The sequence below is a fragment of the Bradyrhizobium mercantei genome (assembly GCF_001982635.1).
GTDB classification, from domain to species: domain Bacteria; phylum Pseudomonadota; class Alphaproteobacteria; order Rhizobiales; family Xanthobacteraceae; genus Bradyrhizobium; species Bradyrhizobium mercantei.
In genome coordinates this window covers 1,209,503-1,231,501 of record NZ_MKFI01000001.1, presented here as the reverse complement: position 1 = coordinate 1,231,501, position 21,999 = coordinate 1,209,503, and the positions used below count along the sequence as shown (strand labels likewise).

Sequence of the window (21,999 nt, the reverse complement as noted above, 5' to 3'; positions counted from 1 at the left end):
TAGCGCTTCAGTGCCGCACCACCAGCACCGAGCATTTGGCGTAGCGCACCACGTGTCCGGCATTCGAGCCGAGGAAGTAGGTGCGCATCGCCGGGCGGTGCGAGGTCATCACGATCAGGTCGGCCTTCATGGTCGCGGCCTCTTCGAGGATCTCGTGATAGATGCCGCCCTGGCGGACCACGCCCGAGATGCGACCCGGCGCGATGCCGGATTCGCGCGCGACGATCGCGAGCGCTTCTTCCGATGTCTCACGTTGCTGGCTGTCGAAATCCGCCGGCACATATTCGGCGAGCATCACCGGCGTCATCGGCAGCACGTTGAGCAGACGCACCGCCCCGTTCCATGTTTGCGACAGTGTCGCTGCGGTTGCGATCGCAGGCTTCGCCAGATCGGTATCGGCGAGGTCGATCGGAACGAGAATGGATTTGTACATCTGCGCCTCCTGTCCGCGATTGGTCTGGAGCCGTTTGGTCCCTGTGCCGGGACGCGCGCCTTCTTTTTCTTGTTTCTCTTGGAGTAGCCTGTCGACGCGAACCGGTCCCCCTGTCGCGCAATCGTCAATATAGCATGGCGGAGCGGCGGTGTCCGCTGGCGTCAGCTACGCGAAGCCTGCTTCAACAGTTTAGGGCTGACGAACAGGACGAGCTTGCCGCGCCGGAACGAGACGTCGTTCCAGTCGTCGGTCGCGAAGTCGAACACGGCGAGCCCCGAGGTCGGCAGATTGTCGCTGAGTGCGCGCTTGGCGGCATCGTCGCCACTGCCGGTCAGCGTCAGCGCGAGCTCATGCATGCCGGGGTTATGGCCGATCAGCATCAGCCGCTTCGGATCGGTGACCGACGCCATCCGGATCGCGGTCAAGAGCTGCGCCGGATCGGCACCGTAGAGTTCCGGTACGAATTCGCCTTTCGGCGCAGGTCCCGCGCCCTTCAGCGCCTCGCGCACGATCTCCCAGGTCTGCGTGGTGCGGACCGCCGGCGACACCAGCGCCAGATTGGGCAAAGGCGGATGGCGGGCGATCCAGCCGCCGATCGCCGCCGCATCGCGGTGGCCGCGCTCGTCGAGGCGGCGGTCCTGATCCTGCCCCGAAGGCGCGTCGTGTTCGGTTTTGGCGTGACGCAGCAGCAGCAAACGGCGCATGGACTTCCATCTCGATTCGGTCTGGTCGAATTAATTCTACAAGCTCATGCCCTGGACAAGGTGACAAGCGCCGCAGCGGTTCGTAAGAAACGACATGAACGAGACTTCCACAAGTGCGGCAGACGGCCCCGATGAGGGGGCTTCGCCGTTCCGCGACCGCCTGGCGTTCGACCTCGATGTCGATATCTGCGTGGTCGGGGCGGGGCTGGCCGGCCTGACCGTGGCGCGCGAGGCCGCGCGGCTTGGGGCGAGCGTGGCCGTGCTCGAGGGCCGCCAGGTCGGCTGGAACGCCTCCGGCCATCATCTCGGCACCGTGATGCCGGGCTTCGGCCTGCCGATGACGGACGTGATCGAGCGCGTCGGCCTCGACGATGCCCGCGAGTTGTGGGCGCTGTCCCGGGAAGGCGCCGACTATGTCCGCGCCACCGCCACCGAGGATTTGATCCCGGGCATCAAGGCGAGCGACGGCGCGCTGGAAGTCTCCAATGTCGATGCCGGCGAGGCGCTGATCAGCCGGCTGCAGACGCTGGCTGAGGATTTTGCGACCGAGGTCGAAGGCTGGCAGGTCGATCGGGTGCGCAGCGTGCTGCGGACCGGCCGCTATTTCCACGGCATCTATTATCCGAAAGCGTTCCAGATCGACGGCCGCAAATATGTGCACGGCCTTGCCGCGCTGGCGACACGGGCGGGTGTGCGGATCTTCGAGGAGACGCCGGTCGTCAGCATCGATTTTTCGGGCGTCCGCAAACGCATCGTGACGCCGACGGCGCGGCTGCGTGCCAACCACATCGTGCTCGCCGGCAACATCCATCTCGGCGCGCCGTTGAAGCGCCTGTCGGACACGCTGCTGCCGGTGTGGCGCTACGCGGCGCTGACCGAACCGCTCGGCGAGCGGCTGGCGGAGACGATCGCCTTTCCCGGCTCGGTCATCGACAGCGACGGCATCGACCATTTCCGCGTCGTCGATGGCGACCGGCTGTTGTGGGCCAGTCCGGAAACCACCTGGGACGCACGGCCGACGCGGTTCGGCAGGGCGGTGCAGCGCCGCATCGCCACCGTCTTTCCGCAACTCGGCAAGGTTCCGATCGCCGACACGTTCGGCGGCGCGGTCGGCATCACCGTGCATGGCATGCCGCAGATCGGGCAGTTGCGCAGGGGCCTGTGGGTGGCGAGCGGTTTCGGCCGGCAGGGGCTCAACACCTCGGCGCTCGCCGGGCAGTTGATTGCGCGCAGCATCCTGTGGGGTGATGACCGCTGGCGGCTGTTTTCGCCGTTCGAGCTGGTCTGGGCCGGCGGCACCACCGGCCGGGTCGCCGGTCATTTCGTCAGCCTGTGGACGCGGGCGGCCTCGTCCGCCGCGGGCGTTCTGGCGCGTTACCGCGAGGGGGCACGCGCGCGGGAGCAGGTCCGCGAGGCGCGGCTCGCCGAGGCCAATCTCAAGGCGGGAACCCGCGGGCTGGCGCCGCGCCGTCCGCCGCCGGCCGCTATCCGGCCAGTGCCGCCGCCGGCGCCCCGGCCGGTTGAGGACGGCGAGGCGCCATATCCTCGCGCCTCGCAAGAAAGTGAGCGGATCTCCGACGGGCGGATGTAACGTCGGCCGGCGGGGTTCGTATCTGTTGACGAACCCGTTCGCCAGCACTGGCCGTCCGCATCGGAGATGATTGATGATCGATCGCCGTATCCTGCTTGCTTCCGTCGCCGGCCTGTTTGGCCTCGCCGCCTTCCGCTGGCTGCGCGCCGCGCCGGCGCAGGCCGCCGAGAAATTCGAGATCGAGAAGACCGACGCCGAATGGCGCGCGCAGCTGACGCCGCAGCAATACGAGATCCTGCGCAAGGAGGGCACCGAGCGGCCGGGATCGAGCCCGCTGCTCAAGGAGCACCGCAAGGGCACCTTCGCCTGCGCCGGCTGCGACCTGCCGCTGTTCTCGTCCGAGACCAAATATGAGAGCGGCACCGGCTGGCCGAGCTTCTGGAAGCCGCTGGACAATGCGGTCGGCACGACGTCGGACCGCACCTTCGGCATGCTGCGTACCGAGGTGCATTGCCGCCGCTGCGGCGGCCATCTCGGCCACGTCTTCGACGACGGCCCGAAGCCGACCGGCTTGCGCTACTGCATGGACGGTTTTGCGCTGGTGTTTCACCCGGCGGCGCCGTCGGCAACCTGACGGCGCCCATAGCGCTTTCGGGCGGAGGCGCGCGGTCAGAACTGCGCTCCGTCCCGGCAATTGTTGCCTGCCCGGCAATTGTGCCCCGGTTAAACGGCCGGGGCATTTTTTTCAAGCGCATGATTTTGTTACGTTTCGTTTCGTGGCACGACCCTTGCGACATGCTCCGCCGATGCGGCCCTCTGCTGATTGCCAGCCGCCGGGAATCGAATTGGAGAACATGTCATGGGTATCTTCGGCGCTCTTACGACGGCGGTCGGTGGCTTGCGCGCAGGGTCGTACGCGCTCGAGAACATCTCCGGCAACATCGCCAACTCGCAGACCACGGCCTTCAAGCGCATCGACACCTCCTTCCTCGACCTGGTGCCGCAGACCGCGCTGACCGCGCAGCTCGCCGGCGGCGTCACGGCGCAGTCCCGCTCGACCAACTCGGTGCAGGGCGACGTGCAGTCGGCCTCGGTGGCGACCTTCATGGCAATCAACGGCAACGGTTTCTTCGCGGTGCAGAAGCCCGGCGGCTTCACCGACGGCTCGCCGGTGTTCGACGGCGTCGACCGCTATACCCGCCGCGGCGATTTCCAGCTCAACAAGGATGGCTATCTGGTCAACGGCGCCGGCTATTACCTCGAGGGCGTGCCGATCGACCCGACCACCGGCAACCCGTCGGGCTCTTCGCCGCAGGTGCTGCGCTTCAAGAACGACTTCCTGCCAGCACAGCAGACCACCAAGATCGACTACCGTGCCAACCTCGCGTCCTATCCGCTGACCACCGCGCACGACACCTCGGTTCCCGGCTCGGAGCTGATCCGGCCCGGCGCGTTCAGCGCTGGCCATAACCCGCTGGTACTGGGCACGCCGGCCGCGCCCTACACCGATTCCTCCGTCACCGGCACCGCGCAGAACAACAAGGCGACGCCGTCGGTCGCCAACACCGCCGCAACCTTGCTTTCGGGCGCTGCTGGCAGCGATTCGATCAATACCAACTTCAGCGCCGGCTCTGCCGGCCCTCCGGTCGTGCCGGCCGATACGATCACGGTCAACGGCACCGTCATCACCTTCGTGGCTTCGGGAGCGACCGGCAACCAGCTCAACGTCACCGACAGTATCGGAACGCTGCTCGCCAAGATCGACGCGATTACCGGCACCGCGACGCCATCGACGATCAGCGGCGGCAAGATCACTCTGCACTCCGGCACTGCGGCGGACCTGCAGGTGACAAGCTCGAACTCGACCGCTCTCGCGGCGCTCGGCTTCACAGGGCAGGCGGTTGCGACCCGCGGCGGCGGCGGCACGGTTGGGACCGGCCAGGTGGTCGGCAACGACAATTCGACCTTCCTGAACGAATCCGTCTCGGGCGGCGCCGTCACCGCTTACGACGTGTCGGGTGCGCCGGTGAACCTGCAATTCCGCTGGGCCAAGACCGACAGCTCCTCGCTCGGCGCCGGACATACCGACACCTGGAACATGTTCTACCAGGTCAATCCCAATGCAACCGGCACGCAGGTCTCCTGGCAGAACGCGAACATCAACTTCACCTTCGCCTCCAACGGCCAGATGTCGCCGGCGATTTCCTCGGTGACGCTCAACAATGCCGTGGTCAACGGCGTGTCGCTCGGCAATCCCGTCATCAATTTCGGCTCCGGCGGCGTGACCCAGTTCGCCGACGCCAACGGTAACGTCCAGGTCAACCAGATCCAGCAGGATGGTTTCCCGGCCGGCCAGCTGCAATCGGTCAGCGTCTCGACCAATGGCCGCATCGTCGGCAACTACACCAACGGCCGCAACATCGACCTCGCCGAAATCTCGGTCGCGACCTTCAACGGCACCAACTTCCTCAAGCGCATCGACGGCGGCGCGTTCGAGGCGACCGATGAGTCCGGTGGCGCGCTGTTCGGCAAGGGGGGGAGCACCATCGTCGGCTCTTCGCTCGAGAGCTCGAACACCGATATCGCCGACGAGTTCACCAAGCTGATCGTGACCCAGCAGGCCTATTCGGCCAACACCAAGGTGATCACGACGACCAATTCGATGGTGCAGGACCTCCTGAACGTGGTGCGCTGATCGCATCGACGATGCAGGCGTGAAGCAGTAAAGGCGAGTACATAGCATGGGTTTGAGCCAAGCCCTTTCCACCGCGATGTCGGGCCTGCGCGCCACGCAGGCCTCGCTCTCGCTCGTGTCGTCGAACGTCGCCAACGCGGAGACGCCCGGCTACGTCAGGAAGACGCTGAACCAGGATACCGGTACCACCGGCCAGTTCGGGTCGAGCGTTCTCATCACCGGCGTCAACCGCCAGCTCGACGAATTCCTGCAGACCCAACTTCGCACCGAGACGTCGGGCGCGTCCTACGCCGACGTCCGCTCGCAATTCCTGGCCAACCTCCAGGGCGTTTACGGCAATCCCGACTCCACCGGCACGATCGAGGACGCCTACAACAAGTTCCTGACCGCGCTGCAGGGGCTGTCGACCAGCCCGGATTCGCAGTCCGCGCGCATCGGCGTCGTCAATGCCGCGCAATCGATGGCGCAGCAGCTCAACGCGACCTCGCAGGGGATCCAGACCCTGCGCGCCAATGCCGAGGCCGGCATCAGCGACTCCGTCAACACCGCCAACAATGCGATGCAGCAGATCGCGCGCCTCAATGTGCAGCTCCAGGCCAATGGCGGCACGACCGACGCCTCGACCGCGGCATTGCTCGATCAGCGCGATCGTTACGTCACCCAGCTTTCGCAGTTGATGGACATCCGCACCGTCACCAACAGCCAGAACCAGGTGACCGTGTTCACCAATTCCGGCGTCCAACTGGTCGGCACCGAAGCGGCGACGCTCAGCTTCAACGCCCAGGGCACGATGACGCCCAACACGCAGTACAATACCGACCCGACCAAGAGTACCGTCGGCACCATCACCATCAATTTCCCGCACGGCGGCACCTACGACATGGTGTCGACCAACTCGATCCGATCAGGCAAGATCGCTGCCTATCTCGAACTGCGTGACAACACGCTGACGCAGGCCCAGACCCAGCTCGATCAGTTCGCCGCCGCAATGTCGAGCGCGCTGTCAGACAAGACCACCGCGGGCACCGCCGCGACGGCGGGGGCGCAGTCCGGCTTCGACCTCGATCTCTCGGGATTGCAGAGCGGCAACACCATCCACGTCTCCTACAAGGACAACACCACCGGGCTGACGCACAATCTGTCGATCGTTCGCGTCGACGATCCGAGCGTGCTGCCGCTGAGCAACACCGCAACCGTCGATCCGAACGACGAGGTGCTGGGGGTGGATTTCTCCGGCGGCATGAGCTCGGTGCTGTCGCAGCTCAACGGCGCGCTCGGAGGAACCGGCCTGCAATTCTCCAATCCGTCCGGATCGACGCTGCGCGTGCTTGACGACGGCGCTGCCAACAAGGCCGACGTGACCGCGGCATCGGTGACATCGACGGTGTCGTCGCTGACCTCGGGCGATCCGCAGCTTCCGCTGTTCACCGACAATGGCGGGCTCTACACCGGCGCAATCACCGCCAACGGTTCGCAGTCGACCGGCCTTGCCGCGCGCATCAGCGTCAACACCGCCCTGGTCGGCGATCCCTCGCGCATGGTCGTGTACTCGACCAATCCGCAGACACCGGCCGGCGACACCACGCGCGCCAACCTCATTTTGAACCAGCTGTCGAACGCGTCGTACAGCTATTCGCCGAAGACCGGCCTCGGCACCACCGGCGCGCCGTTCACCGGCACGCTGCTGAACTTCGCCAAGCAGTTCATCAGCCAGCAGGGCGAATCGGCGACGGCCGCCAAGCAACTCGCCGACGGTCAGGACGTCGTGCTGAACACGCTGCAGACCAAGATGGACTCGACCTCCGGCGTCAACATGGACGAGGAGATGGCGCATCTGCTTTCGCTCCAGAACGCCTATTCGGCCAATGCGCGCGTGATGTCGTCGATCAAGCAGATGTACGACGCGCTGCTGCAGCTCACGTGAGGGTAACATGTCGATCGACGGCGTAAGCGGCAGAACTTCCTATATCGGCACCACGATCCTCAACCTGCGCAGTCAGCTCAATGACCTGACGACGCAGCTTGCAACCGGCAAGGTCTCGACGACCTATGCGGGGCAGGGGCTCGATCGCGGCTTCGCGCTCAGCCTGCGTGCGCAGATCAGCAGCATCAACGCGTTCTCCGACACGGCGACCAACCTCAACACGCGCCTCAGCGTCGCCAATCTGACCTTGCAGGGGCTGTCCGATGTCGGCACCCAGGTGAAGAACGCCTCGACCACCGCGACGCTGACGCTCAACGACAGCGGCCAGACCTCGGGCCAGATCACCGCGCAGGCGGCGTTCGCCAACGCGGTCGCGATGCTGAACAGCCAGTCGGGCGACCGCTATCTGTTCTCCGGCCGCGCCATGGATACGCCGGCCACGGTTTCCGCCGACACCATGTTGAAGGGCACGGCAACCCAGGCCGGCCTGACCCAGCTCATCAATGAGCGCAAGCAGGCCGATCAGGGCGCCAATTCGATGGGACGGCTGAGCGTCTCGTCGCCGCCGGCGACCACGACGGTGACCAGCGTCGCCGAGGACGGCTCGCCGTTCGGCCTGAAGCTGCTGTCGGTGCAATCGTCACTGACCGGTGCCACCGTGACGCAGCCGGCCGGCACGCCGAAGTCGACCTCGGTCGACCTCGGCGCCGTCAATCCGAAGGACGGCGACAAGATCAAGTTCAACTTCACGCTGCCCGACGGCACCACCGATTCGATCGAGCTCACGGCGACGACGACGAACCCGCCACCGGCCGGTTCGTTCCTGATCGGCGCCGATACCACGGCGACGACGGCCAACCTCCAGTCGACGCTGACGTCGTCGATCAAGACGCTGAGCGATACGTCGCTGGTCGCGGCCTCCGCGGTCGCAGCGTCGAGCAACTTCTTCAATCCGGTCGCGACCGTCGCGGGTGCCGCCGTCAATAGCCAGAACACCCCGCCGGCGCCGATCTCAGGCGCCACCGCCCTTTCGGGTGCGGCGGGCACCGACTCGCTGTCGACAAGCTTCGCCGCCGGCGACACCATCACGGTGAACGGCACTCCGATCACCTTCGTCGCCTCGGGCGCCGCCGGCAACCAGCTCAACATCACCGACAGCGTGCAGACGCTGATGGCGAAGATCGACCAGATCAGCGGCACCAAGAACCCGTCCACCATCAGCAACGGTGCGATCACCCTGCATGGCGCCGACGGCCAGAACCTCTCGATCTCGAGTTCCAACACGGCCGCACTCGGTGCGCTCGGCATCGCCAACAACACGACCGCGACCCCGGCGCCGCTCCGGGTCGGGGGACCGCCGTTCGACACGGCGACGAACCTCGTCGCGGGCACGCCCGCCAACACGGTCTACTGGTATACCGGCGAGAACGGCCCGGGATCGGCGCGCGGCACGGCCGTCGCGCAGGTCGATCAATCGATCACCGTGCAGTATGGCGCGCGCGCCAACGAGCAGGCGTTCCGCTATCTGCTGCAGAACGTCGCGGTGTATGCGGCTGTCACCACGAACGCCAGCAATCCGAATGCGAGCGGGCAGGTGACGGCGCTGGCGCAGCGCGTAAGCGCGAACCTCGCCCCGCAGAACGGCCAGCAGCAGATCCAGGACGTGCAGGCCGAATTCGCCGGCGCGCAGACCGCAACCAAGGCGGCCACCGATCGCCAGACCCAGCTCAAGGGCATGGCGGAAACGATGCTCGACTCGGTCGAGGGCGTCAATCAGGACGAGGTCGCGACCAAGATCCTGGCGCTGCAGACCAGCCTGCAGGCCTCGTACCAGACCACCTCGATGCTGTATCAGACCACGCTGTTGAAATATCTGCCGATCAGCTGATTGCCCGCCGCCCATCTCCAGCCAGCAAAAAGGCCTCCTCGCGGAGGCCTTTTTCATTCGGGCGAGGGACTCTTACGCGCTCTTGCGAGAGTCGTCCCGATTGGCGTTCTGCTGGCCGCGCGCGGTTTCCAGCAGCTTCTCCTCGTGCGCGATCAGCTTCTTGGATTCCTTCAGCGCGTGATAAAGATCGCCGTTGAGGATGAAGTTGTTGACGCTTTCGATGAACGGCCAGGCGCTCGGCATCGCGGTGATGATGTCGCGCACCAGGCTGAAATAGGTCGGATGGTGCGCCATCGGGTCCGGCGACAGATACATGAGCTGCACGGCGAGATAGATCAGCTTCGCCGGTGTGTCGGCGGTCTCCGGCGTCAGGATGTCCTTCTCGCGCAGGATCGGGATGCGGTCGCCGTCGATCAGCAGGCGGGCGCGCTGATCGGTGTTTGTGATCACGCAGTTGCCGACGATGATGCGCTCGTTCGGCTTGAGTTCGACCTTCAGGGCCATGACCGTTCTCCTTTGCCGGCAGTCGCGCGACGTCGTCGCTAGCGGAACATGTTCGGCATTGCTTAGCAGCCGCCGTCGCGTCCGGGGGCCGATGCGACAGCGATCCTTTCCCATGATGGTTAATGCTTGGTGAACGAGGCGCCGGTGCAGGTGCCGGCATTCGGCCGGAATCGGCAATCCTCTCAGTAGTTTTCGCGGCGAACCTCGCCCAATGGCGACAATTTTATTCTTCGGCATTTGTCTCAAATGCCGTGCCGGAGATTTCTTTTTCCTTCGCGGCTTGAACGCAGGATCGGCCGTCCGCCCGATCAGAAAGGATTGGCGCGGTTTTTTCCTCAGTTTCACACCAGAAAGGTATGAAAATGTCTGACATCATTCTCTCGTCCTCCGTTCGTCAGAACCTCCTCTCCCTCCAGTCCACCGCCGATCTGCTCTCCACCACGCAGAACCGCCTTGCCACCGGCAAGAAGGTCAACACGGCGCTCGACAACCCGACCAACTTCTTCACCGCTCAGTCGCTCGATAACCGCGCCAGCGACATCAACAACCTGCTCGACGGCATCGGCAACGGTGTGCAGGTGCTGCAGGCCGCCAACACCGGCATCACCTCGCTGCAGAAGCTCGTCGATAGCGCGAAGTCGATTGCCAACCAGGTGCTGCAGAGCCCGACCGGCTACACCACCCGGTCCCAGGTCACGTCCACCGCGGCGCTTGGCGGCACGGCGGCCAACCTGGTCGACGGCACCACGATCAAGAGCGGTGACGTGCTGGCGATCGCGGCTTCGGCCGGTCAGCCCGCCTTCACCTTCACCTTCGGTGCGAACAGCTCGCTGGCGCAGCTGAACACGGCGCTGTCGGCCAGCAACCTGACGGCGAGCCTCGACAGCTCCAACAAGCTCGTCATCACCACGACCAATGACGCGGCGTCCTCGACGATCGGTGCGGTGACCTTCACCAACACCGGCGGCGGCACCGCGACGTTCAGCGCGGCCGGCACGGCTCCGGTTGCCGACTCGGCTTCGCAGTCGGCGCGCGCGGCCCTGGTGCAGCAGTACAACAACACCATCTCGCAGATCACGACCACGGCGCAGGATGCATCGTTCAACGGCATCAACCTGTTGAACGGCGACAGCCTGAAGCTGACCTTCAACGAGACCGGCAAGTCCACGCTGAGCATCACCGGTGTCACCTTCAGCGCCTCCGGCCTCGGCCTGAAATCGCTGACCGCCGGCACCGACTTCCTCGACAACAACTCGGCGAACAGCGTGATCTCGTCGCTGAGCTCGGCGAGTTCCTCGTTGCGCAGCGAAGCTTCGACGCTGGGTTCGAACCTCTCGATCGTGCAGATCCGTCAGGACTTCTCGAAGAACCTGATCAACGTGCTGCAGACCGGTTCGTCGAACCTGACGCTGGCCGACACCAACGAGGAAGCGGCCAACAGCCAGGCGCTGTCGACCCGCCAGTCGATCGCGGTCTCCGCGCTGGCGCTGGCCAACCAGTCGCAGCAGAGCGTGCTGCAGCTGCTCCGCTAAGCGCGCCGGCAAGCACATCAAGAACGGCGGGGGGAAACCCCGCCGTTTTTCTTTGTCTCCGGGATATTACGGTATCTGTCCGTGCCGTCAGAACGACGCATTTCGTAACGGTTGCTAACCATATTTAAAGGCGCCGGATGCATAAATATCGAGCGCTAGAATTGCGTCTCCGCGGCTCAAGAAATCCGCATCCCATCGAGGTCATTAATGTCGAATGCAGCCCAGGCCTACGCTCGTACGTCCACGACGACGGCGTCCCCACGTGAAATCGAGGCGCAGGCGCTCCTGAAGGCAGCCCGTCAACTGCAGGAAGTCCAGGCCAACTGGAACGGTCTCGACAGGGCGCTCGATCACGCATTGCTGTTCAACCGGAGGCTGTGGTCGATTTTCCTCAGTGCCGCGCAGGGCGACGACAATCCGCAGCCGCTCGAGGTGCGTCAGAACATCGCCAACATCGGCGTCTTCGTGATGAAGCAGACCGTCGACATCCAGATGAATCCCGACCCGGCCAAGCTGAAGTCGCTGATCGACATCAATTGCAATATCGCCGCCGGCCTCTCGGGCCGCGGCTGATCGCGTAGTCTCGCGACGGAGCGCGCGGCATGGCCGATGTATTGAGCATCCTGTCGGCGAACTACAAGGCCGCCGGCCTGACGGTTCCGTCAAAGACGCCCTATGTCGCCGTCGATCCGAACCTCTATGAGGGCAGCTGGAGCGGAAAATACGCCAACAACAAGTCGTTCAACATCTCGGTGTCGAACGTCGACGGCTTCCGCGCCAAAGTGCATTACCAGAGCGACGGCACCAGCAAGTATCAGGACGTGCTGATCAAGGACGGCGCGTTCCGGATCGGCGATACCAAGTTCTCGCTGGTGCAGCAGGGGACGGCGCTGATCGCCAATGTCGTCACCGATCCGGCCACCGGATCGACCTATCTCGACAAGGCCTACGCCACGCAGAAGACCTGAGAGGTCGTTCGCCGGCGTCTATGCGCGGCGGTCGGTGGCACGCGCCCGCGTCGGCGCGTCCTTGCTGAGATCGAGCGCGTGGAAATAGGCGCGTCGGCGCAATACGGCTTCTTCCGGAAACTGCCTCACCACCAGGTTGGTGCGATTGTCGACCACCTGATAGACCACGGCGCGCGCGTCGCGGTCGATGATGACCTGGTCGGTGACCGAGGGAGCCTGATTTGAAATCGACGCGTTGACGGCGTTCGGATCGATCGTGACGCGCACGCTCGGCTCCGGAGCGGTGACGCTCTGGCTCGCGGGCAATTCGGTCTTCACCGCCTTCTGCGCCGTATCGCTCACAGGAGTGATCATCGGCGCTGCAACCGGTGCCCCCACCGGCTTGATGTTGAAATCTGTACTCATGGCAGCCTCGTAGTGCACAGGCACTAGTTCGCTTGAGTCAAATCCCAACCCCTCACGATCCGCAACTCTACGGGGAACCTCTCAATAGGCTGTTAGGGAACACGCTGAATGCCGGGCTGACCGGCACGTGTCGAATTGAGCTAAATTGTCGGCGTGTGCGTCAGAGCGTGCGGCTGACGGCGATCGGCGTCATGTTGCGCGGGCCCGGCGTGGCGCGCTGTCCGTTCGCGGTATAGGTGTTCGGGATGTTGCGGCGCTGCACTTCGGCATTGACGCCGCGCACGATGCCTTCGGAGACCGCGTGCGCGGTCGCAAGCACGGTCAGGTTGACCTGCAGCATGGCGCGAAACGTCTCGTGATGACGCCGCAGCGTCGCGAGCAGTTCGGGCTCGGTCTGCGACAGCATCTTCTGCATCGATTTCAGATGCTCCACCGCGAGCATGTAGCGCCGCGACAGGTCCGACTTCTGCGCCTCGAGCCGCATGCCCTCGCGGATCTTGCCGGCGCGGACGAACTCGGTTTCCTGCTCGACGACGGCGAGCAGCGCGCTCATCACTTCGGTCAGCTCGTTGGCGAGACGGGCGACGTCGGGAGGCGTTTTCGTCGCGGGCCGCGCGGCGGGGGCGGCGGGCCGCGGCTGCTGTGGACGCTGGTTCATCGCGCTGCTCCTTGGGAAACGGAATTAGCTCTTGTTCGCCTGCTGCAGGATCAGCGAGCGGAACACTTCGTTGGAAATGCCGACACCGCCGGATTTGGCGAAGTTCTTCGAATACTCGTCGGTCAGCATCGAGCGCCATGGGCCGGTGCCGACCGTGTCGCCGTAGGGGCCGTCGCCCTTCAGGCCGGTCGTCATCTGCGAGAACATCGAGTTGAGGAACATCGATTCGAAATCGGTCGCGGTCGCCTTCGCCTTGGTAATCTGCTGCGGCGTGACCTTCTTCATCGCGTCCTGCAGCACGGGATCGGGGCGGCCGTTGAACATCGGCATCAGCGCCTTGTTCGGCATGCTGCCGGTGGTGCTGTTGATCAGGCTCGCCATCACATCACCTCGATGTCGGCTTCGATCCCGCCGGCGGCCTTGATCGCCTGCAGGATGCTGATCAGGTCGCGCGGTCCGATGCCGAGGCCGTTGAGGCCGTCGACGAGTTGCTGCAGCGAGACGCCGTTTCTGACGAGCGCGAATTTCTTGCCGTCCTCGCTGACGCCGACGCTGGTGCGCGGTGTCACGACCGTTCGGCCGCGCGACAGCGGATTGGGCTGGCTGACCTGCGGGCTCTCCGAGATCGTGACGGTGAGGTTGCCCTGCGCCACCGCGACGGTGGCGACGCGAACATCGCGGCCCATCACGATGATGCCGGAGCGCTCGTCGATCACGATCTTCGCGGTAAGGTCGGGCTCGACCTGCAACTGCTCGATCTCGGTCAGGAAGGCAACGACGTTGCCTTTGAACTCCGGCGGGATCGAGAGTTGCACCGTGGACGGATCGATCGGTTCGGCGGTCTTGACGCCGAGATAGTCGTTGACCGCGGCGGCGATCCGCTTTGCTGTCGTGAAGTCGGCGTTGCGCAGCGCGAGCCGCACATTGGGCAGGCGGTTGAGTGCGAATTCGATCTCGCGCTCGATGATGGCGCCGTTGGCGATCCGTCCGACCGTCGGCACGCCGCGCACGACGCTGGCGGCGGCGCCTTCGGCCGCGAAGCCGGCGACCGCCACGGATCCCTGTGCCACCGCGTAGACATTGCCATCCGCGCCGAGCAGGGGGGTGACGAGCAGGGTGCCGCCCTGCAGGTTCTTGGCGTCGCCGAGCGCGGAGACGGTGACGTCCATCCGCGTGCCCTGGGTGCCGAACGGCGGCAGGTTGCCGGTGACCATCACGGCGGCGACGTTGCCGGTGCGGATGGTGGCGCCGCGGATGTTGACGCCCATGCGCTCGAGCATCGCTTGCAGTGATTGCTTGGTGAAGGGGATGTTGTTCAGCGTGTCGCCGGTGCCGTTGAGGCCGACGACGAGGCCGTAGCCGATCAACTGGTTCTGGCGCACGCCCTCGATATTGGCGAGGTCCTTGATCCGCGACGTCGCGGCGGCCGGCATGACGGAGGCCGCCAGCGCCAGCAGCGCGGCGCAGGCCACTGCGAATAGATTTGCGATGCGGATGCCGGGCATCCCGAAGCTCCCCTCGAACTGAACTCGCGGATCACGCGACACTCCCATGACGGCGATCCGCCATTAACCATGCGAGCTGCGTGCCACTCCGTCTTGGCTTCGCAATGTGTTGATATATTTATCGAAATTATCGGATCGACATTTTCCTCCGGTTGGCCAGGGAGCGCGAAACTGCCGTGTGGGCTGCAGAAATTGCCGGGTCGTTTACGCGCCGTTAACCATAAAACGGCGATGCTCGGCCCATTCAGGCCTGCGGGATCACCAGATGCGCATCTACGGACCGAACGGCACCACGCTTGGCACGTCCACCAGCTCGACGCGGCGCACCTCGTCGAGCGGCTTCTCGCTGCCGGACGCGACGACCGCGCAGGAGGAGGTCCGCTCCACCGCGGCGCCAAAGGCCGCCGCCAGCCTCGATGCGCTGCTCGCGCTGCAGGGCGTCGAAGACCCGACCGAACGCCGCAAGCGCTCGGTGGCGCGCGGCAAGGGCGCACTCGACGTGCTCGACGCGCTCAAGCTCGGACTGCTGTCCGGCAATTTCGATTCCTCCACGGTGAACCGGCTGCGTGACGCCGCCGCGAGCCTGAAGGAATCCTCCGGCGATCCCGGCCTCGATGCCGTGCTGAGCGAGATCGAGCTGCGCGTCGAGGTCGAGCTCGCCAAGGCCGGGCAATACTAGGCTCTCTCGATCAAGTCATCTCTGTCACGCCGCCAGTGCCTCAGGCCGCCAGCGCCTTGCGCTGCGCGTCGTATCGGCGTTGTGCAGCCAGCACCTCCTTCAGATTCTGCTCGGCCCAGTCGCGCAGCGGATCGACCGCTTCGGCGAGCGTCGATCCGAGCGGCGTGATCGAATATTCCACCGTGACCGGCACGGTTGCGATCGCGCGGCGGCGCAGCAGCCCGTCGCGCTCCAGGCTCTTCAACACCTGTGACAGCATCTTCTGCGAGATGCCTTCGATGGCGCGGCGCAGCTGGTTGAAGCGCATCGGCTCGCTGCGCAGCAGCAGCAGGATCAGCACCGCCCATTTGTCGCCGACCCGGTCGAGGATCTGGCGCGTCGGGCAATTGGCGGCGTAGGCGTCCGGCTTCAGGCTGGCGGCTTTCATCGGGTTACTCCGGCGTAATCAGGTGAGACAAGAGTGCCTTCTTCACACCTACATCCATTTCGCTATCTAGTCACCATTGGAAACTATCAATCGGAGACTTTGATGAAGATCGCCATCGCCGGCGCGTCCGGCCAGGCCGGCTCGCGCCTCACCGCGGAACTGGCCCGCCGCGGCCACGCCGTCACCGCCATCGCCCGCAACCCTGAGAAGATCGCGACCCTGCCGGGTGTCACCGCCACCAAGGGGGACGTCAACGACCAGGCGGGCCTGGCCGCGCTGTGGGCCGGCCACGACGCCGCGATCAGTTCCGTCCATTTCTCGGTCAGCGACCCCCTCAAGCTGATCGGGGCCGCCAAGGCCTCCGGGGTCGGCCGTTACCTGGTCGTCGGCGGTGCCGGCAGCCTCGACGTGGCCCCCGGCGTCCGCCTGGTGACCACGCCGAACTTCCCGGCCCAGTACAAGGCCGAGGCAACGAAAGGGGCCGAATTCCTCGACATGCTGCGCCGCGAGAACGACCTGAACTGGACCTTTTTGTCGCCCTCGGCGCTGTTCGTGGCGGGCGAGCGGACCGGCAAGTTCCGGCTCGGGACCGACCAGCTTCTGACCGCCGCCGACGGCAAAAGCTCGATCTCGTTCGAGGATTTCGCAGTTGCACTCGCCGACGAAATCGAGCGCCCGGCCCATATCCGCCAGCGCTTCACGGTCGGCTATTGAGGGGGCGGGAGCAGGGCTGAGGCGGCCCCCAAGCAGGGCGGATAAGTTTGCCTGTGCAAGGCCTTGGGGGCGGCCCGCCTTTCGTGGTGGCAGATATTGTCTGTCACATGACGTGGCTATATAAGGCGCCGCGCGGAGGGGTTTTGTTCCCTCCGCCAGACAGGGACATGGCTGCCTTTGGAAAAGCTGAAGAACTACCGGCCGACTGAAAAAGAGCCTTTCATGAATGAGCGGCAGCGCGATTATTTCCGCGCCAAGCTGCTGGCCTGGAAGGATGAGATCCTCCGCGAATCGAAGGTCACGCTGCAGACGTTGCAGGAAGAAAACGTCAATCACCCCGACCTCGCGGACCGAGCTTCCTCGGAAACCGACCGCGCGATCGAGCTTCGTGCCCGCGACCGTCAGCGCAAGCTGATCTCGAAGATCGACGCGGCGCTCCAGCGCATCGAAGACAACACCTACGGCTATTGCGAAGAGACCGGTGACCCGATCTCGCTGAAGCGGCTCGAAGCCCGCCCGATCGCGACGCTGTCGGTGGAGGCGCAGGAACGCCACGAGAAGCGCGAGAAGGTCTATCGCGACGAGTAGTGGCGGCGGGCCACTGCAAATTGATTCCGGCGCGCACCGGTTGTAGGTTCGCGCCGCCATGATGACACGCACTCTCAACATCGCCTCGGTGTTCTTCCTGGGCTGATCTCGTTTCCGGGCAGGAAACACGCTTCCGCGCGGAAGCGCTGATCACCCCCGGCAAGCTCCGCTTGTCGGGTTCCAGTGAACCGAATGGGCCGGTCAGGTTCCGCGCAGCGCGGACCATCGATGACTGGCGACAGTTTGAGAGACAATCATGAACGATCGAGACGACGCGCGTGCGCTCAGCGACGCGCAGATCGCGCAATTCATTGCGCAGGGCTTTGTCCGAATCGACAACGCCTTTCCCCGCGAACTCGCCGATGCCGGGCGCGCCATCATGTGGCGTGACTTGCCATGCCGCGAGCACGCCCCCTCGACCTGGACGCGCCCGGTGGTGCGGCTGCCCGGCTATGGCGGCACGCCGTTCCGGGAGGCGATCAACACGCCGGTGCTGCACCGGGCGTTCGACCAGATCGCAGGTCCGGGCCGCTGGCGCCCGCGCGACAACATCGGGACCTTCCCGGTGCGGTTTCCGCATCCGGACGATCCCGGTGATGCCGGCTGGCATGTCGATGTCAGCTTCCCCGGCGATGATTGCGACCCGAACGAGCGGAGCGACTTCTCCGCCTGGCGGGTGAACGTCAACTCGCGCGGCCGCGCGCTGTTGATGCTGTTCCTGTTCTCCGACGTCGGCGAGCACGATGCGCCGACCCGGATCCGGGTCGGGTCGCATCTGCCGATGGCGCGATACCTCGCGCCGGCGGGCGAGGCGGGACGCGCACGCATGAACCTCGAGCAGATGGGGGCCGATTGCGAGATCGCGCTGGCAACCGGCGAGGCGGGCACGGTCTATCTGTGCCATCCGCTGCTGGTGCACGCCGCGCAGATGCATCGGGGAAAGACGCCGCGCTTCATGGCCCAGCCTGCGCTCGGCGCCGGTGAGCCGTACCGGCTCCAGCGTGACGATGCCGCCTATTCGCCGGTCGAGATCGCGATCCGGATGGCGCTTGGTATGGGTTGATCGCATGCCGCTCTGAAGGCGAGACGGCAGTCAAGCCAGTTCGGCTCCGAGTGCCGTCTCGCTTGCCTGCGCGCTGCGGCGCGGGCCGTAGGTCTTCGACCATACGAGCAATTCGCGGAAAGCCGGCGTCAGGCCCCAGGCCGAATCCGTCAGCTCGTATTCGACCTGCAGCGGCTTCTCGGCGAGCACCTTGCGCGCCACCAGCCCGTCGCGCTCGAGCTCGCGCAGCTGCGCGCTCAGCATGTGCTGGGTGATCGGCATGAGCGCGCGGCGCAGCGCGCCGAACCGCACGCCGCCATGCATCAGCGTGAACAGGATCTCGAGCTTCCACTTGCCGCTGAGCGCATGGATCGCCTGCTTGGAGTCGATCAGCAAAGCGGGGTCGGTGGGGCAGCTCTCGCAGTCACCGCCGCCACAAATATCCGTGGTATTGTTTTCCATACCGGTCTCGATTTTCATCCTACTTGCTCGAACAGAGATAGTGACCAGATGCGGCCTGTGCAGGGTGGGCGGCGCAATTCCGGACCCGCCGAACCAGGAAGAGGGCAGCGACATGAGCATGGTTTTGGTCACGGGCGGATCGGGTTTCATCGGCGTGCATACGATCCTGCAGCTGCTGGCCGACGGGCATGCGGTGCGAACCACGCTGCGCAATCCGGATCGCAGCAAGGATGTGATCGCGATGCTGCGTGAGGGCGGCGCGCGGACGGCCGACCAGGTCGGCTTTGTCACCGCCGACCTCACGCGCGACGACGGCTGGCGCGAGGCGGCCGCCGGGTGCGATTACGTGCTGCATGTCGCATCGCCGCTCGGCTCCAATGTGCCCGAGGACGAGAACGAGCTGATCGTCCCGGCGCGGGAAGGCACGCTGCGGGTGCTGCGCGCGGCACGCGACGCCGGCGTGAAGCGCGTCGTCGTGACGTCGTCGTTTGCCGCGATCGGTTATGGCCATCCGCCGCAAGCGGCGCCGTTCGACGAGACGGTCTGGACCAATCTCCAGGGGCCCGACGTGCAGGCTTATCCGAAATCCAAGACGCTGGCCGAGCGCGCCGCCTGGGATTTCGTCGCGCGCGAGGGCAATGGGCTCGAGCTTGCCGTGGTCAATCCGACCGCGGTGTTCGGCCCGGCGCTCGGTGCCGATTTCTCGGAATCGATCGGCATCATCAAGGCGCTGCTCGATGGCGCGATGCCGGCGGTGCCGCGGATCCATTTCGGCCTCGTCGACGTGCGCGATGTCGCCGACCTGCATCTGCGCGCCATGACCTCGCCCAAGGCCAAGGGCGAGCGCTTCCTGGCGGTCGCCGGCGACACCATGTCGGTGCTGCAGGTGGCCCGCCTGCTGCGCAGGAAACTCGGCGGCAAGGCGCACCGTGTGCCGCGGTTCCAGGCGCCGGATTGGGCGATGCGGCTCGCCGCGCGGCGCAATCCGCTGGCCCGCGCCGCCCTGCCGCTGCTCGGCAAGGTGCGCCGCTCGACCAGCGCCAAGGCGCAAAGCCTGCTCGGCTGGCGCCCGCGCGGCAATGAGGAGATGATCCTCGCGACCGCGGAGAGCCTGATCAGGCTTGGCCTGGTCAAGGCCTGAGGGCTGCTCCCCGTCCAGCGCGCTTGCCAGACGCGTTGGCGAGTGCTGAATTGCCGTGAGCAGACGAGAGGCGCCACCGCGCCGCCGAGAACAACAGGGAGGCTGCGCAGATGGAACGGATCCTCGCGGCCGCAAAGGCGATCGCCGCAGCGCGCCGCAGTCGCGCGCCGCTCAAGGCGCTTCCGAAAGACGTCGTGCCGCGCGACGAGGCCGAGGGCTACCGCGTGCAATATGCGCTGCACGATTTGCTGCTGGAGCAGGTCGGCAGCCTGGTCGGTTACAAGATCGGCTGCACCAGCGCGGTGATGCAGGAATATATCAATATCCCGCATCCCTGCGGCGGCGGCGTGTTCGAGAAGGTCGTGCATGACAGCGGCGTGAAATTGCCGGCGGCCGATTTCGTCCATGTCGGCGTCGAGTGCGAGATCGCGGTGCGGCTGGCACGCAATCTTGCGCCGGGCGAAGCGCCGTTCACCGCCGAATGGGTGGCGGAGGCGATCGAGGCCTACTATCCCGCGATCGAGATCGTCGACGACCGCTACGTCAAATGGGAGACGCTGGGCGCGCCGACGCTGATCGCCGACGATTTCTTCGCCGCCGGCTGCGTGCTGGGAGAAGCCGTGCCGCGCATCACCGCGCCCGATCTGCGCGAGGTCGCGGGGCGAGCGATCGTCAACGGCAAGGAGGAGGGGCGCGGCACCGGTGCCGACGTGCTGGGGCATCCGCACAACGCGCTTGCCTGGCTCGCCAATCATCTCGCCGCCGAAGGCCGTGGCCTGCATGCCGGCCAGATCGTCATGACCGGCAGCCTGGTCAAGACGGTGTGGCTCAAGGCGGGCGATACGGTCGTGATGGAGCTCGATGGGCTCGGCAAGGTGGAAGCGGCGTTCACCTAACGGAGCTCTGTCGTCGTCGCGAGCCCGTCTCCACATAAGAGATGTCGTCCCTGCGAAAGCAGGGACCCATAACCACGAATGCCGATCGTTGCGCGTCGCCGGAACGACGAGCGGCGTTCGCGACAGCGGCCGCGGAGTATGGGTCCCTGCTTTCGCAGGGACGACACCAACTGTGCGGCTTGACGTTCGCCTGACCTTCACATCGCCGGCCGCTTGGCGTCCGTGACCAGTTCGACCTTGCCATCGGCCAGCCGATAGACCGCGCCGACGACCCTGAGCTTGCCCTGATCGACCGCGGCGCTGAGGATCGGCGTTGCGGATTTCAGCTTCGCGACGTTGTCGATGACGTTTTGCCTGATGGCGTTGGCGAGCCGGTCGCCCGGCTTGCCCTCGGTCGCCTTCACCGCCGGCGCGAGCGCAGTGACCAGCGAGGGCAGATGGCCGGGCAGGGTGGTGTTGTCCTTCAGCGACTTGATCGCGGCGTCGACCGCACCGCAACTGTCATGGCCGAGCACCATGAACAGCGGCACGTTGAGCACGGACTGCGCATATTCGAGGCTCGCGACCATCTCGTCGCTGGCGAAATTGCCGGCGACGCGGCAGACGAACAGATCGCCGCGGCCGGTGTCGAACGCGTATTCCGGTGCGATGCGGGAGTCCGCGCAACTCAAAATGCCGGCGAACGGATTCTGTCCGCCGGCCAGCGCCTCGCGCTCGTGCTTGAAATCATGCCGTCGCGAAACGCCCTCGACGTAACGGAGATTGCCCTTCACCAGCCGGTCGAGCGCGGCGTCCGGCGGCAGCACGTTCTGCGGCTTCGGCGGCGGCTTGGTCTCTTTGGCGGACACCAGCGGCGCGACGGCGAGGCTGGCGGCGGTGCACACCGCGGCAGCGAGGAAATGGCGCCGGGAGGTTTGGCTGGGAGGAGTGGCGTCGCAGAGCTGGCACATCAAGGTTCTCCGTGAACAGGGACCGCGTCCGCGCAATATTTGTAGGTCAAGCGCCGTGCCTTCGCAACGACAGGTATTCATGCGCTCGCGCTGACAGTCCGATTGCGTCGAGATTGATCGCGACCTTCTCCACATGTCGTCCTGGCTTTCGCCAGGATGACACCGAATGTGTGGCGCGGCCTGTATCCCGATCTGCGTCCCTGCCTAGTGCGCAATTGCGCACGGGAGCAGGGACCCATAACCACAAGGTCGTGTTGTTAAAGAGGGCTGTGGCCCCAGCATCGCACAACAATTCGCATTCGTGGTTTTGGGTCCCGGCCTTCGCCGGGACGACGGTGAGTGTGCAGCGGGGC

At 65.4% G+C, this 21,999-nt stretch carries 25 protein-coding genes; 14 read left to right on the top strand and 11 right to left on the bottom strand.

Translation table 11 applies throughout. The features are described 5' to 3' along the window. Positions 1 to 7: 7 nt before the first annotated feature. Positions 8 to 433 carry a universal stress protein gene (locus BI327_RS06080; protein ID WP_021077991.1) on the bottom strand — a complete coding sequence of 142 codons (426 nt, stop codon included), beginning with the start codon at positions 431 to 433 and terminating at the stop codon, positions 8 to 10. Between the two features lie 161 nt (positions 434 to 594). Then, positions 595 to 1,137, bottom strand: a complete 543-nt coding sequence (locus tag BI327_RS06075) for a SixA phosphatase family protein (RefSeq protein ID WP_076858804.1) — start codon at positions 1,135 to 1,137, stop codon at positions 595 to 597. Positions 1,138 to 1,231: 94 nt separating this feature from the next. On the opposite strand from BI327_RS06075, the gene BI327_RS06070 reads away from it, so the two are divergent. The 5 genes from BI327_RS06070 to BI327_RS06050 all read left to right on the top strand — a co-directional run bounded on the left by BI327_RS06070 (position 1,232) and on the right by BI327_RS06050 (position 9,175). Continuing rightward, a complete protein-coding gene (locus tag BI327_RS06070; protein ID WP_076858803.1) occupies positions 1,232 to 2,728 on the top strand; it encodes an NAD(P)/FAD-dependent oxidoreductase in 1,497 nt (498 codons plus the stop codon). Positions 2,729 to 2,801: 73 nt separating this feature from the next. Then, the gene (msrB, locus tag BI327_RS06065) at positions 2,802 to 3,302 is read left to right on the top strand and encodes a peptide-methionine (R)-S-oxide reductase MsrB (protein WP_076858802.1); all 501 of its coding nucleotides are present in this window, start codon (positions 2,802 to 2,804) and stop codon (positions 3,300 to 3,302) included. 225 nt (positions 3,303 to 3,527) lie between these two features. Next, positions 3,528 to 5,363, top strand: coding sequence for a flagellar hook-basal body complex protein (locus tag BI327_RS06060; protein ID WP_076858801.1), 1,836 nt, complete (start codon positions 3,528 to 3,530; stop codon positions 5,361 to 5,363). A 46-nt stretch (positions 5,364 to 5,409) separates the two neighbouring features. Further along, a complete protein-coding gene (flgK, locus tag BI327_RS06055; RefSeq protein ID WP_076858800.1) occupies positions 5,410 to 7,287 on the top strand; it encodes a flagellar hook-associated protein FlgK in 1,878 nt (625 codons plus the stop codon). Positions 7,288 to 7,294: 7 nt separating this feature from the next. After that, positions 7,295 to 9,175 (top strand): flagellar protein, encoded by a 1,881-nt coding sequence (locus tag BI327_RS06050; RefSeq protein WP_076858799.1) that lies wholly within the window; start codon positions 7,295 to 7,297, stop codon positions 9,173 to 9,175. A gap of 72 nt (positions 9,176 to 9,247) precedes the next feature. On the opposite strand, the gene flbT is transcribed toward BI327_RS06050, so the two are convergent. Both flbT and BI327_RS42210 read right to left on the bottom strand, forming a co-directional pair. Further along, entirely contained in the window at positions 9,248 to 9,679 is a 432-nt protein-coding gene (flbT, locus tag BI327_RS06045) for a flagellar biosynthesis repressor FlbT (protein ID WP_076858798.1), read from the bottom strand. A gap of 223 nt (positions 9,680 to 9,902) precedes the next feature. Then, positions 9,903 to 10,055 (bottom strand): hypothetical protein, encoded by a 153-nt coding sequence (locus BI327_RS42210; RefSeq protein WP_210191173.1) that lies wholly within the window; start codon positions 10,053 to 10,055, stop codon positions 9,903 to 9,905. On the opposite strand from BI327_RS42210, the gene BI327_RS06040 reads away from it, so the two are divergent. The 3 genes from BI327_RS06040 (at position 10,042) to BI327_RS06030 (ending at position 12,179) form a co-directional block, all read left to right on the top strand. After that, on the top strand, positions 10,042 to 11,211 hold the full coding sequence (locus BI327_RS06040; RefSeq protein WP_076859264.1) for a flagellin N-terminal helical domain-containing protein: 1,170 nt from the start codon (positions 10,042 to 10,044) through the stop codon (positions 11,209 to 11,211). The two genes, BI327_RS42210 and BI327_RS06040, sit on opposite strands and share 14 nt — an antisense overlap. 207 nt (positions 11,212 to 11,418) lie before the next feature. Next, positions 11,419 to 11,784: a flagellar biosynthesis regulator FlaF gene (flaF, locus tag BI327_RS06035; protein ID WP_076858797.1), complete on the top strand. Its 366-nt coding sequence runs from the start codon at positions 11,419 to 11,421 to the stop codon at positions 11,782 to 11,784. A 29-nt stretch (positions 11,785 to 11,813) separates the two neighbouring features. Beyond that, positions 11,814 to 12,179, top strand: a complete 366-nt coding sequence (locus tag BI327_RS06030; RefSeq protein WP_076858796.1) for a hypothetical protein — start codon at positions 11,814 to 11,816, stop codon at positions 12,177 to 12,179. Between the two features lie 18 nt (positions 12,180 to 12,197). On the opposite strand, the gene BI327_RS06025 is transcribed toward BI327_RS06030, so the two are convergent. From BI327_RS06025 to BI327_RS06010, 4 genes are all read right to left on the bottom strand, one after another. Beyond that, the gene (locus BI327_RS06025; RefSeq protein WP_074131709.1) at positions 12,198 to 12,584 is read right to left on the bottom strand and encodes a hypothetical protein; all 387 of its coding nucleotides are present in this window, start codon (positions 12,582 to 12,584) and stop codon (positions 12,198 to 12,200) included. Positions 12,585 to 12,744: 160 nt separating this feature from the next. Further along, positions 12,745 to 13,242, bottom strand: a complete 498-nt coding sequence (locus tag BI327_RS06020) for a hypothetical protein (RefSeq protein ID WP_076858795.1) — start codon at positions 13,240 to 13,242, stop codon at positions 12,745 to 12,747. Between the two features lie 24 nt (positions 13,243 to 13,266). Beyond that, positions 13,267 to 13,623, bottom strand: coding sequence for a flagellar assembly peptidoglycan hydrolase FlgJ (gene flgJ, locus BI327_RS06015; protein WP_089025384.1), 357 nt, complete (start codon positions 13,621 to 13,623; stop codon positions 13,267 to 13,269). Next, positions 13,623 to 14,747, bottom strand: a complete 1,125-nt coding sequence (locus BI327_RS06010) for a flagellar basal body P-ring protein FlgI (RefSeq protein ID WP_076858794.1) — start codon at positions 14,745 to 14,747, stop codon at positions 13,623 to 13,625. Before BI327_RS06010 ends, flgJ begins: the two co-directional genes overlap by 1 nt. A 265-nt stretch (positions 14,748 to 15,012) precedes the next feature. On the opposite strand from BI327_RS06010, the gene BI327_RS06005 reads away from it, so the two are divergent. Beyond that, the gene (locus BI327_RS06005) at positions 15,013 to 15,426 is read left to right on the top strand and encodes a flagellar assembly protein FliX (RefSeq protein WP_076858793.1); all 414 of its coding nucleotides are present in this window, start codon (positions 15,013 to 15,015) and stop codon (positions 15,424 to 15,426) included. Positions 15,427 to 15,466: 40 nt separating this feature from the next. Here the strand turns inward: BI327_RS06005 and BI327_RS06000 are convergent, their stop codons facing one another. Further along, positions 15,467 to 15,853 (bottom strand): winged helix-turn-helix transcriptional regulator, encoded by a 387-nt coding sequence (locus tag BI327_RS06000; protein ID WP_074131694.1) that lies wholly within the window; start codon positions 15,851 to 15,853, stop codon positions 15,467 to 15,469. 102 nt (positions 15,854 to 15,955) lie between these two features. Between BI327_RS06000 and BI327_RS05995 the strand changes: the two genes are divergently transcribed. From BI327_RS05995 to BI327_RS05985, 3 genes are all read left to right on the top strand, one after another. After that, positions 15,956 to 16,567: an NAD(P)-dependent oxidoreductase gene (locus tag BI327_RS05995; RefSeq protein ID WP_076858792.1), complete on the top strand. Its 612-nt coding sequence runs from the start codon at positions 15,956 to 15,958 to the stop codon at positions 16,565 to 16,567. 222 nt (positions 16,568 to 16,789) lie between these two features. Then, the gene (gene dksA / locus BI327_RS05990; RefSeq protein ID WP_021077973.1) at positions 16,790 to 17,155 is read left to right on the top strand and encodes an RNA polymerase-binding protein DksA; all 366 of its coding nucleotides are present in this window, start codon (positions 16,790 to 16,792) and stop codon (positions 17,153 to 17,155) included. 256 nt (positions 17,156 to 17,411) lie between these two features. Beyond that, positions 17,412 to 18,218, top strand: a complete 807-nt coding sequence (locus BI327_RS05985) for a phytanoyl-CoA dioxygenase family protein (RefSeq protein WP_076858791.1) — start codon at positions 17,412 to 17,414, stop codon at positions 18,216 to 18,218. Positions 18,219 to 18,248: 30 nt separating this feature from the next. Here BI327_RS05985 and BI327_RS05980 read toward each other — a convergent pair whose 3' ends face one another. Further along, positions 18,249 to 18,791 (bottom strand): winged helix-turn-helix transcriptional regulator, encoded by a 543-nt coding sequence (locus BI327_RS05980; protein ID WP_347337655.1) that lies wholly within the window; start codon positions 18,789 to 18,791, stop codon positions 18,249 to 18,251. Here BI327_RS05980 and BI327_RS05975 point away from each other — a divergent pair. Both BI327_RS05975 and BI327_RS05970 read left to right on the top strand, forming a co-directional pair. Beyond that, positions 18,772 to 19,800 (top strand): SDR family oxidoreductase, encoded by a 1,029-nt coding sequence (locus tag BI327_RS05975; RefSeq protein WP_076859261.1) that lies wholly within the window; start codon positions 18,772 to 18,774, stop codon positions 19,798 to 19,800. The two genes, BI327_RS05980 and BI327_RS05975, sit on opposite strands and share 20 nt — an antisense overlap. 110 nt (positions 19,801 to 19,910) lie before the next feature. Next, on the top strand, positions 19,911 to 20,696 hold the full coding sequence (locus tag BI327_RS05970) for a 2-keto-4-pentenoate hydratase (protein ID WP_076858789.1): 786 nt from the start codon (positions 19,911 to 19,913) through the stop codon (positions 20,694 to 20,696). Between the two features lie 197 nt (positions 20,697 to 20,893). Here BI327_RS05970 and BI327_RS05965 read toward each other — a convergent pair whose 3' ends face one another. Beyond that, the gene (locus BI327_RS05965; RefSeq protein WP_076858788.1) at positions 20,894 to 21,646 is read right to left on the bottom strand and encodes a carbonic anhydrase; all 753 of its coding nucleotides are present in this window, start codon (positions 21,644 to 21,646) and stop codon (positions 20,894 to 20,896) included. Positions 21,647 to 21,999: the final 353 nt, after the last annotated feature.

What these genes read in the sequence shown, in the direction of transcription:
- BI327_RS06080 (WP_021077991.1), bottom strand. Translation starts at nt 433, where the DNA reads ATGTACAAATCCATTCTCGTTCCGATCGACCTCGCCGATACCGATCTG.
- BI327_RS06075 (WP_076858804.1), bottom strand. Translation starts at nt 1,137, where the DNA reads ATGCGCCGTTTGCTGCTGCTGCGTCACGCCAAAACCGAACACGACGCG.
- BI327_RS06070 (WP_076858803.1), top strand. Translation starts at nt 1,232, where the DNA reads ATGAACGAGACTTCCACAAGTGCGGCAGACGGCCCCGATGAGGGGGCT.
- msrB (WP_076858802.1), top strand. Translation starts at nt 2,802, where the DNA reads ATGATCGATCGCCGTATCCTGCTTGCTTCCGTCGCCGGCCTGTTTGGC.
- BI327_RS06060 (WP_076858801.1), top strand. Translation starts at nt 3,528, where the DNA reads ATGGGTATCTTCGGCGCTCTTACGACGGCGGTCGGTGGCTTGCGCGCA.
- flgK (WP_076858800.1), top strand. Translation starts at nt 5,410, where the DNA reads ATGGGTTTGAGCCAAGCCCTTTCCACCGCGATGTCGGGCCTGCGCGCC.
- BI327_RS06050 (WP_076858799.1), top strand. Translation starts at nt 7,295, where the DNA reads ATGTCGATCGACGGCGTAAGCGGCAGAACTTCCTATATCGGCACCACG.
- flbT (WP_076858798.1), bottom strand. Translation starts at nt 9,679, where the DNA reads ATGGCCCTGAAGGTCGAACTCAAGCCGAACGAGCGCATCATCGTCGGC.
- BI327_RS06040 (WP_076859264.1), top strand. Translation starts at nt 10,042, where the DNA reads ATGTCTGACATCATTCTCTCGTCCTCCGTTCGTCAGAACCTCCTCTCC.
- BI327_RS42210 (WP_210191173.1), bottom strand. Translation starts at nt 10,055, where the DNA reads ATGATGTCAGACATTTTCATACCTTTCTGGTGTGAAACTGAGGAAAAA.
- flaF (WP_076858797.1), top strand. Translation starts at nt 11,419, where the DNA reads ATGTCGAATGCAGCCCAGGCCTACGCTCGTACGTCCACGACGACGGCG.
- BI327_RS06030 (WP_076858796.1), top strand. Translation starts at nt 11,814, where the DNA reads ATGGCCGATGTATTGAGCATCCTGTCGGCGAACTACAAGGCCGCCGGC.
- BI327_RS06025 (WP_074131709.1), bottom strand. Translation starts at nt 12,584, where the DNA reads ATGAGTACAGATTTCAACATCAAGCCGGTGGGGGCACCGGTTGCAGCG.
- BI327_RS06020 (WP_076858795.1), bottom strand. Translation starts at nt 13,242, where the DNA reads ATGAACCAGCGTCCACAGCAGCCGCGGCCCGCCGCCCCCGCCGCGCGG.
- flgJ (WP_089025384.1), bottom strand. Translation starts at nt 13,623, where the DNA reads ATGGCGAGCCTGATCAACAGCACCACCGGCAGCATGCCGAACAAGGCG.
- BI327_RS06010 (WP_076858794.1), bottom strand. Translation starts at nt 14,747, where the DNA reads ATGCCCGGCATCCGCATCGCAAATCTATTCGCAGTGGCCTGCGCCGCG.
- BI327_RS06005 (WP_076858793.1), top strand. Translation starts at nt 15,013, where the DNA reads ATGCGCATCTACGGACCGAACGGCACCACGCTTGGCACGTCCACCAGC.
- BI327_RS06000 (WP_074131694.1), bottom strand. Translation starts at nt 15,853, where the DNA reads ATGAAAGCCGCCAGCCTGAAGCCGGACGCCTACGCCGCCAATTGCCCG.
- BI327_RS05995 (WP_076858792.1), top strand. Translation starts at nt 15,956, where the DNA reads ATGAAGATCGCCATCGCCGGCGCGTCCGGCCAGGCCGGCTCGCGCCTC.
- dksA (WP_021077973.1), top strand. Translation starts at nt 16,790, where the DNA reads ATGAATGAGCGGCAGCGCGATTATTTCCGCGCCAAGCTGCTGGCCTGG.
- BI327_RS05985 (WP_076858791.1), top strand. Translation starts at nt 17,412, where the DNA reads ATGAACGATCGAGACGACGCGCGTGCGCTCAGCGACGCGCAGATCGCG.
- BI327_RS05975 (WP_076859261.1), top strand. Translation starts at nt 18,772, where the DNA reads ATGAGCATGGTTTTGGTCACGGGCGGATCGGGTTTCATCGGCGTGCAT.
- BI327_RS05970 (WP_076858789.1), top strand. Translation starts at nt 19,911, where the DNA reads ATGGAACGGATCCTCGCGGCCGCAAAGGCGATCGCCGCAGCGCGCCGC.
- BI327_RS05965 (WP_076858788.1), bottom strand. Translation starts at nt 21,646, where the DNA reads ATGTGCCAGCTCTGCGACGCCACTCCTCCCAGCCAAACCTCCCGGCGC.